The organism is Parabacteroides chinchillae, assembly GCF_900108035.1.
GTDB lineage: Bacteria > Bacteroidota > Bacteroidia > Bacteroidales > Tannerellaceae > Parabacteroides > Parabacteroides chinchillae.
The window spans coordinates 165,148-174,030 of sequence record NZ_FNVS01000009.1; the positions used below are offsets into that span (position 1 = coordinate 165,148).

General features: G+C 38.1%; 7 protein-coding genes. 1 reads left to right on the forward strand and 6 read right to left on the reverse strand.

Going from position 1 to position 8,883, the window contains the following annotated elements; translation table 11 throughout:
* Nucleotides 1–106 precede the first annotated feature (106 nt).
* Both C4S38_RS09075 and C4S38_RS09080 read right to left on the reverse strand, forming a co-directional pair.
* Nucleotides 107–1,786 (reverse strand): SusD/RagB family nutrient-binding outer membrane lipoprotein, encoded by a 1,680-nt coding sequence (locus C4S38_RS09075; protein WP_103983469.1) that lies wholly within the window; start codon nt 1,784–1,786, stop codon nt 107–109.
* A gap of 14 nt (nt 1,787–1,800) precedes the next feature.
* Nucleotides 1,801–4,806: a SusC/RagA family TonB-linked outer membrane protein gene (locus C4S38_RS09080; RefSeq protein WP_160034684.1), complete on the reverse strand. Its 3,006-nt coding sequence runs from the start codon at nt 4,804–4,806 to the stop codon at nt 1,801–1,803.
* A gap of 381 nt (nt 4,807–5,187) precedes the next feature.
* Between C4S38_RS09080 and dgt the strand changes: the two genes are divergently transcribed.
* A complete protein-coding gene (gene dgt, locus C4S38_RS09085) occupies nt 5,188–6,513 on the forward strand; it encodes a dGTP triphosphohydrolase (RefSeq protein ID WP_099463729.1) in 1,326 nt (441 codons plus the stop codon).
* A gap of 4 nt (nt 6,514–6,517) precedes the next feature.
* On the opposite strand, the gene rsgA is transcribed toward dgt, so the two are convergent.
* From rsgA to C4S38_RS15830, 4 genes are all read right to left on the reverse strand, one after another.
* The gene (gene rsgA / locus C4S38_RS09090; protein ID WP_103983471.1) at nt 6,518–7,450 is read right to left on the reverse strand and encodes a ribosome small subunit-dependent GTPase A; all 933 of its coding nucleotides are present in this window, start codon (nt 7,448–7,450) and stop codon (nt 6,518–6,520) included.
* A 73-nt stretch (nt 7,451–7,523) separates the two neighbouring features.
* Nucleotides 7,524–8,087 (reverse strand): ribosome recycling factor, encoded by a 564-nt coding sequence (gene frr / locus C4S38_RS09095; RefSeq protein WP_099463731.1) that lies wholly within the window; start codon nt 8,085–8,087, stop codon nt 7,524–7,526.
* A 147-nt stretch (nt 8,088–8,234) separates the two neighbouring features.
* Nucleotides 8,235–8,579 (reverse strand): hypothetical protein, encoded by a 345-nt coding sequence (locus C4S38_RS09100; protein WP_234999333.1) that lies wholly within the window; start codon nt 8,577–8,579, stop codon nt 8,235–8,237.
* Nucleotides 8,551–8,883 (reverse strand): hypothetical protein (locus C4S38_RS15830; RefSeq protein WP_160034687.1); only part of this gene is annotated, 333 nt, incomplete at its 5' end. The genes C4S38_RS15830 and C4S38_RS09100, both read right to left, overlap by 29 nt.

Genomic DNA, 8,883 nt, shown 5'->3' on the forward strand with positions numbered 1-8,883 from the left:
TATCTGAATATATTTACATTACAGCCCCATAAAACAAAAAAGCCCGTCCGACTCTTTTTGTCAGACAGGCTTTTTCCGTTATAATAAATTACTAACCAAATGCTGGTTAGAAATTCCTACCAGTATCCCACCAAAGACGAGTAGCTTCATTATCCGGACCGTTCAACAAAGCTTTGGCCTTTTCAACTTCAGCAGCATTAGCATTCTTGTCATTACGCGGGAAAGGAAGACGTTTGATAAAATCGCCATTTGCAATGTTTGCGCTAAAGTTATTCACTACCGGGAATAATTTAGGGTAGCCTGTACGACGGAATTCGCTCCATGCTTCCTGGCCTTCAGGATACATAGCTAACCATTTCTGGTTAATTATCTTATGAAGTTTGTCTTCTTTTGAAGCCGCTTCGTCCCATTTAACAGTACACTTATCAAGCCCTTTAATATTGTTTACTGTATTATGAGGATCTTCATAATCAGCACCCACACCTGTATTATTCTCAATATACTTTGCATATTCCGAAGCAGGAATACCATATTCGTCGAACGATACTTTTATTCCTTGTTCGTATAATTCTTTTGCAGAACCACCCATGTTCCAACCACGCAAAGCACCTTCTGCACGCAAGAAATAAGCTTCTGCAACTTTCATCCACGGCAAATGATTAGACAATTGAACATTATTTCCCGTATAATCAGCCATTCTTGTTGTTAAAGACATATTTACAGTAGAATATACCTGATAAATATCCTTATCTACCAGAGTTCCCTGACGAATACCAACATATTGGCCAATCTTATTCGTTTTTTTACCCTGGCTATCTTTTATATCCTGACTTACACCTTTGTCTTTAAACCATCCAACTTGTGTAACATAGATTGGTAAACGCGGATCGCTATACCCTTGCAAAAGACTTACCAAAGATGCACCTGCACGCATATCATTGTAACCAATATTACATTCAGCCAAAGGATTCATTAATGTTGCATCTATCACTTCCACATTTTTATTGCCAGCTACCAATACGCCATATTTATGGCCGACGGCAGCCTCTGCTGTTTTTTGTGCTATTTCCGGAGCAACAACAGAAAGACGCATAGCAAGACGTAAACGTAATGTATTAGCAAAGCGAATCCACTGCTTATGATCCGAACCACACACTATGTCAAAGTCTGACAAACGGTTAGATTCTGCATTACCTCCATCAACAAAAGTAGTTAAGTCATTTACACTCTCTTCCAGTTCTGTAAGGAAAGTTTTATAAAGCGTTTCTACATCGTCGTAAGGCACAGATGAACCTCCCTGCATAGCCTTTGTATATGGAATAGGTCCATAACAATCTACAACCCGGTGCATAGCTTCTACGCGAATAATCTTAGCAATAGAAGTATAATCCAAAGCTTCGGTTGATTTCAGAATATCACTGATAGGTTTCATTACATAAAGCTCACCAGCTTTGAATGGGGTCTCATTCCAACCCTCCTGTAGTGCATAAGTTGAATTATTCTTATTTCCGTTAAAAGGCGTCGGATTAGCCATATAGCCAGAATACAGATCTGCATTCAGATTTTGCTGTAGTTGGAATTCATAGTTTCTATTTTGATAATTCAAATATACAGAAACTATCGGTTGGTTGAAACGGGATGCGATTTTCACCTGTGAAGGCTTCAGACCGTTTGGATTTGTATTGATATTTTCAAAACTATCCGTGCAAGCCGTTGCTCCCATTATAAGAGCAATTCCCCAAAACGGCAATGTGTTTTTTATTTGTTTAAATATATTCTTTTTCATAATGATAGACGTTTTTAGAATGTAACCTTCAAATTAATACCATAGCTACGTGTTGCAGGAAGGCCGAATGAATCATATCCTTTCCATGCATTATTAGTAGAAACAGATAAGTCCGGATCATTAGGAGAGTCTTTATAAATAAAGAATAGGTTACGAGCCACAAATGACAAGTTTAGATTCTTGGAAGCTCCCAACAAATTACGGAATGTATATCCTAAAGACAATTCACGCAGACGGAAATTTGTTGCAGAATATACATAATTACCTTTTGCACCTTCTTTACCAGAAGTTGAAGAATAATATTTCTGGGCATCCATTTTCTGGCCGTTACCTATATCAACACCACCATTATCACGAGCATCGGCTGTCTCTTCTGTTACGCCAAAGCTATCCAGGTAACTCTGTGTCATACTAATTGTATTACCTCCAATCTTTCCATCAATTAAAAAGTAGAGCGAGAAATCTTTATAAGTAAATGTATTACCCCAACCCATTTGCCATTTAGGGTTCACATTACCCAGATAAACTTCATTTTCGGTCAACATTATCTCACCTTTATCTGATAAGGCTATAGAACCATCTTCGTTACGTCTCAGATCTTTACCATAAATATCACCATAAGATCCGCCTTCTTTCAACATAAAGCGATAACCGGCACCACTACCAACTTGTACGCCATCAGCTAAACGGTCGTCCAATTTCTTAACCTTATTATCGTTATATGAAATATTGAACTCAGGTCTCCAGCTCCAATCCTTAGCAAAATCCCAACGATAACTTACAGAAGCTTCAAAACCCTGGTTCTGGATATCTCCGGCATTTATGTAATATTGCTCATAACCAGAAGCCAACGGAGCATCAATAGTAAAATATTGGTTCTTATTATTCGTCTTATAATATGTAACATCAAAGTTAAAACGATTATCGAACATCGTCAGATCAAGACCAAACTCCATAGAATGCATCTTTTCCGGCTTCATTTCAGAGAATGGCTCCTTTGTATTCGGTTCTAGTTGCCCTAAGTTAATACCATCCATTGGATAAGTAATATAAGCAGGAACATCATTACCTACAACAGAATAAGAACCACGCAACTTCAACAGATTAATCTTTTCAGACATCGGAATTATTTCATTCAACAAAGCAGTTAAACCCACTGAAGGATAAAAATAAGAATAGTTCTGTGTATATGCTAAAGCGGAAGCCCAGTCATTACGTCCTGTCACATCCAAATAAATCATACCATTAAAGCCGAATTGTATTGTTCCAAACACAGAATTCAATCGTTTATGAGGATTACTCATGCGTTGGTTACCATTCCCATTAATATTTTCAGGCACAAAGAAATTTGCCTCGATAAGACCCAGTTTATCACTATCCAATAATGTATTTTGAACTTTAGATTCCATGAAACTAGTTCCTAAAGAAGCATTTAATTCCCATTTTTCATTCCAGGTTTTATTAAAGTTAATCAAGAAATCCCCATAGAATTGCTTTGCATCAAAACGTTCCTGACGGTAACGTCCATTAGCATGAGCCGCCCAGTTGATATTGGTAGTGGCATGCCATTTACGTTCAAATTTATCAAATGTATTATCAACACTCAAACGACCCTGAACATTCAAATAATCAGTAATCTTCAATTTAGCTGTCGCCGAAGCCATCACACGATCACGCTTTTCTTTAGCCTGAACACGTTCTAGCAACCAATATGGGTTAGCTGTAAAGTCGTCTAATGAAGTATACCAGTTTTGAGCCATCAGGTTACGTGAGTCATCAAACGTTTCGAAATTCTTTTTATAATAACCGAAATCTCCATTTTGAGGGAATGTATACAAACCTGTCAATGGGTTAATATACGTACCTCCATGAGGACGGTTTGTTGCTTTTTGTGTAATATATGAAAGAGAAGCATCAACAGTCAAACGATTGTTAAACAAGTTGAATGTTTCACGCATTGACATATTATGCCGTTGAAAATCATTAGTAGGCATAATGCCCAGCGCAGTTGTATTTGCATAAGAAAGAAAACTCTGGATTTTCTCGGTACCACCATTAATTGTAACAGAGTTAATGTAGGTAGAACCTGTACGGTAAAAGTCATTTACATTATCCATTGCTTTCTTATCATTATCAGCAATCTTTTCTCCCCAGCTCATCAAACTCAACTGGTCTCCTGTTTTAACAGCACCATAACGACCTTGTAGTTTGGGGAGTGACAGTGGGGTCTCTAACGTTATATTAGAAGAAAAATCTACGCGTGCAGCACCATCACGGCCTTTCTTAGTTGTAATCATGATAACACCATTGGCAGCCATGCTACCGTATAATGCAGCAGCAGAAGCACCTTTCAACACGTTCATGCTGGCAATATCGTCAGGGTTCAGGTTACCTAAAGCGTCACCTCCGTCACGTCCTTCATATTCGCCAGACAACTGAGTCGTTTCAGGATTATTCATCGGAATACCATCAATAACGATCAAAGGTTGGTTGTTTCCATAAACAGACTTATTACCACGAAGTATAATTTTTGAAGATCCACCGGCACCGGTAGCATTCGGGGTAATTACCATACCGGCTGCTTTACCTTGCAATGCATTAATCAAGTTAGCATCTTTTGCACGTGTCAGTTCCTGGCCGGCAAGCTGTTGGGTTGCATATGTCAGCGATTTGGCTTTTCGCTGAATACCCATAGCAGTAACAACAACTTCGTCGATCTTCTGAGAATCGGAGTACATGTCTACGTTAATTACGGAACGGCCATTAATAGGTTCTGTAATGGTTTCCATTCCTAAATAAGAGAATTCGAGGATGGCATTAGCACCTACCTCTAATACATACTTACCATCTAAATCGGTAACCGTGCCGTTTGTTGTTCCCTTTTCAACAACGTTACAACCGATCAACGGCATGTTGGCATCTTTGTCCATTACGACGCCACTCACTTTGTTTTGTGCCCATAGCACACTTGTACATGCCCCTATACAGAACAGCACAAATAAAATTAAGCTCTTTCTCATAAAGCTAGATTGTTTAGGCGAGTTAATAAATATAGTTCTCTTCATATTAATTTTTAGACCAAAGTCCTATTTTAATTTACATTTTGAGCGCCAAGTCTTCTTAGAACTATGGTTGATTTTAATTTTAGCTGATGCAAATATACATATAAAATAAGATTTACTAACATTCTTCTCATAAATATTATAATAATCTTATAATTTTAACTTGAAGTCAGGTGCATTTCAGGTATATCTATTAACATATTTAAAAGAACAAATCTTTTTATGATTTAGTTCTAAGAAAACTAAAAAAAATCACATTTAATATATCTTTCACATTACAACTTCTTGTCTTTACGATTAATTCATACATTTGTGTATCGAAAAAATAATCAGAAAATTATGAATTGGACGCAACTACTTTCCGGAAAACGTTTCGGGATGGAAGAATATCACGAACGAAAACATGAGCGTACAGACTTCCAAAGAGATTATGACCGTTTAATTTTTTCTTCCCCTTTTCGCCGGCTACAAAATAAAACACAAGTTTTCCCCCTGCCCGGAAGTATCTTTGTCCATAACAGACTTACACATAGCCTGGAAGTATCGTGCGTAGGACGTTCCCTGGGTAATAATGTAGCTAAAGGATTAATGCAAAAGTATCCCAACGGGAGTATTAACTTTCCGGAAATAGGCTCCATTGTCTCTGCAGCATGTTTAGCCCATGATATGGGAAATCCCCCCTTCGGACATTCGGGCGAACGTGCTATTTCTGCCTATTTTTCGGAAGGAAACGGTAGAAAATTAGAGGAAAAAGTTCGCAAAGAGGGTAATCGTTGGGAAGATTTCGTCCATTTTGAAGGAAATGCAAATGCTATGCGGTTGCTAACTCATCAGTTTATAGGAAGACGAAAAGGAGGATTTGCTTTAACCTACAGTACACTTGCATCAATTATTAAATATCCATACGCATCTACTCAATCAGGCTCAAAAGGCAAATTTGGTTTTTTCCAGTCTGAAGAAGATACTTATATGCAAATTGCAAACGAACTCGGCATTTGTAAAAGTAAAGAAAACAACAATAGGTTTGTCCGTTATCCCCTGGTATACCTGGTTGAGGCGGCCGACGATATTTGTTATCAAATTATGGATATAGAAGATGCCTGCAAATTACATATCCTGACAAAAGAAGAAGCTATCAATCTACTACTTAATTTTTTTGAAGGAGAGCGTCTTGAACATATTGTAAAAATAATGAAAATGGTAGATGATACCAACGAACAGATAGCTTACTTGCGTTCATGTATCATCGGATTGCTGGTAGACGAATGTTCACGGGTGTTCCTTGAAAATGAAAATGGCTTACTGGATGGCTCTTATCATACGCCTTTAATCGAACAAATATCAGGGAAAGCGCAGGAAGCATATCAAACATGTTCCGCCACAGCCTACAAAAAGATATATAAAGCAAAAGAAGTACTTGACATAGAATTAGCGGGGTATCATATTTTCAGCCACCTGATAGACAGCCTCACGGAAGCAGTCATGAATCAGGATCATGCTTATAGCAAATTGCTTCTGCAGCGTATACCTGAACAATATAACACAAATGCACCCAGCACTTATGGCAAAATACAATGTGTGTTAGATTATATTTCCGGTATGACTGATGTATACGCACTAGATTTGTACCGTAAAATCACAGGAATGAGTTTACCGGCTGTATAGAGCATTAATATTCTTCGCGATATTTACTTTCTTCCTTGTCGTCAAGAATGTTAAGATAGCTCTTATAGCGGGATTCACTGATGCGATGGTTTTCCACTGCTTTAAGCACAGCGCAACCCGGCTCATGCCGATGCGAACAATTACTAAATTTACATTCGGAAGAAAAACTGAAAATCTCCGGAAAATAATGGGACACTTCTGCACCTTCCATCTCTATTGTTCCAAAACCTTTAATGCCCGGAGTGTCGATAATATAGCCACCATCCGGTAAGGGAATCATTTCAGAGAATGTTGTAGTATGCATTCCTTTATTATGGTATTCGGAAATCGTACCTGTCCGTAAATTCACCCCCGGAACCATTGTATTAATTATAGTAGATTTACCCACTCCCGAATGTCCAGACAGAAGTGTAATCTTATCCTTCAGTTCAGCCTTTAGCTCATCCAATCCTTCCCCTGTACGAGCACACAATTTAGAACAGGGATAACCAATTTTTGTATAAAGCTTAATAAGTTCTTCCAGGCATTCACGATCTTCGCCACGATAACGATCCACTTTATTAAATACCAGTTTCACGGGGACGCGGTAAGCCTCGGCTGTTGCTAAAAAACGATCAATGAATATAGTAGTTGTAATAGGATAGTTTACTGTAACGATCAGCATTGCCTGATCCAGATTTGCAGCAATGATATGAGATTGCTTGGAAAGATTGGATGCTCGGCGTATAATATAGTTCTTACGGTCTTCAATTTCAGAAATAAAAGCGGTTCCCTCCTGGTTTATATCTATCACCACACGGTCGCCCACAGCTATAGGGTTGGTACTGCGAATATCTTTCAAACGAAAGTTTCCCTTGATCTTACTCTCGATATCGCGTCCGTCTTCCGTACGAACAGTGTACCAACTACCTGTGTTTTTTATTACTAACCCTCTCATATCAGTTGACAAGTGACAGTTGACAAGTGACAGGTAAATATAAAACGTTGTCAACTGTCAACTGCCAGCTTATTTATACGGTCATTATTTCTTTTTCTTTTGCGGCGTAGATTTCTTCCACTTTCTTGATATATTTATCATGTATCTTTTGCACTTCCCCTTCTGCATCTTTTTCTACATCTTCAGGTACACCATCAGATTTAACGCTCTTTTTCAAAGCTTCAATTGCATCACGACGTGCATTACGTATACTGATTTTTGCACTCTCAGCTTCCTGTTTTGATTGTTTTGCCAACTGACGGCGACGTTCCTCTGTCAGAGGAGGAATTCCCAAACGAATAATCTCTCCGTTATTATCCGGCGTAATACCTACTTCAGAATCTAAAATAGCCTTCTCTATATCACGAATAATCTTTTTTTCCCAAGGAGTAATCATGATTGTTTTTGCATCAGGTACGGTTACAGTTGCCACATTGGTAAGCGGAACCAAACTACCGTAATAAGGGACCTTTACACAATCCAGAATTTTCGGATTTGCTTTGCCGGCCCGGATATGAGACAATTGTTCGTCAAGGTATTCTATTGCGAACTTCATTTTATCTTCCGACGCTTTTACATGTTGCTTTGTATCTACCATAGTTGTACGTTTATATTTGCCGTTTTTTTAATTAACAAAAGTAATAAAGATTTCGAAACCTGCAAAAATATTCGGATAATGTACTAAGCCTCTATGTTTATAACTAAAAAGCGGATAGAAAATTAATAGTCGAAGTTGGCCGGCCGCTTACGGATCTATGATAGGATAGTTACGGCACAAATATATTAATGGATGTTCTTTTTGTTCATTATCCTTACAATAACTTATCGACAGATCGAATACATCCTTGATTTCCGGATCATTAATCAGCGGGTCATTTTTTTCCGACTCTAAAAACCAGCTAATCCACATTTGTCCCTCCTGTTTATCCAAATCCGTTTCTAATTCTTGATATAAACCAGGAAGATGGAAGACAATTAAAGCAGCCTGTTGAAAGTATTTGCGGTCGGTCGTTATCACCCAATCAATGGGAATATCTTCAATTCTCGGCAATAAATCTTCACTATATATCATATTGTATATTAATGCCATTATTTTTACCATAATCCGTCATTACTTTCTTTTGAATTTCCAAAGAAGTTTCTTCAATATCAGACGCAAAATACTTCCGAATTTCCACTTCCAACAAATCCAAAGGAACCATTTCTTTGAAGCAAGCACCTTTACGACCTCTAAAAGAAACAGATTGCAGATGATCATAATTGGCAGGTGTCACTATTCCTCCTAAACCGTAATCACCCAAAATAACACAGGGTTTACAAAGTGCCATCGCACGCACTGCATCAATACCTGAGGCTACCACCAAATGCGCTCTCCTATAGATGGAAAGCTTGTA

Coding starts and splice junctions, on each gene's coding strand:
- C4S38_RS09075 (WP_103983469.1), bottom strand. CDS start 1,786: ATGAAAAAGAATATATTTAAACAAATAAAAAACACATTGCCGTTTTGG.
- C4S38_RS09080 (WP_160034684.1), bottom strand. CDS start 4,806: ATGAGAAAGAGCTTAATTTTATTTGTGCTGTTCTGTATAGGGGCATGT.
- dgt (WP_099463729.1), top strand. CDS start 5,188: ATGAATTGGACGCAACTACTTTCCGGAAAACGTTTCGGGATGGAAGAA.
- rsgA (WP_103983471.1), bottom strand. CDS start 7,450: ATGAGAGGGTTAGTAATAAAAAACACAGGTAGTTGGTACACTGTTCGT.
- frr (WP_099463731.1), bottom strand. CDS start 8,087: ATGGTAGATACAAAGCAACATGTAAAAGCGTCGGAAGATAAAATGAAG.
- C4S38_RS09100 (WP_234999333.1), bottom strand. CDS start 8,579: ATGGCATTAATATACAATATGATATATAGTGAAGATTTATTGCCGAGA.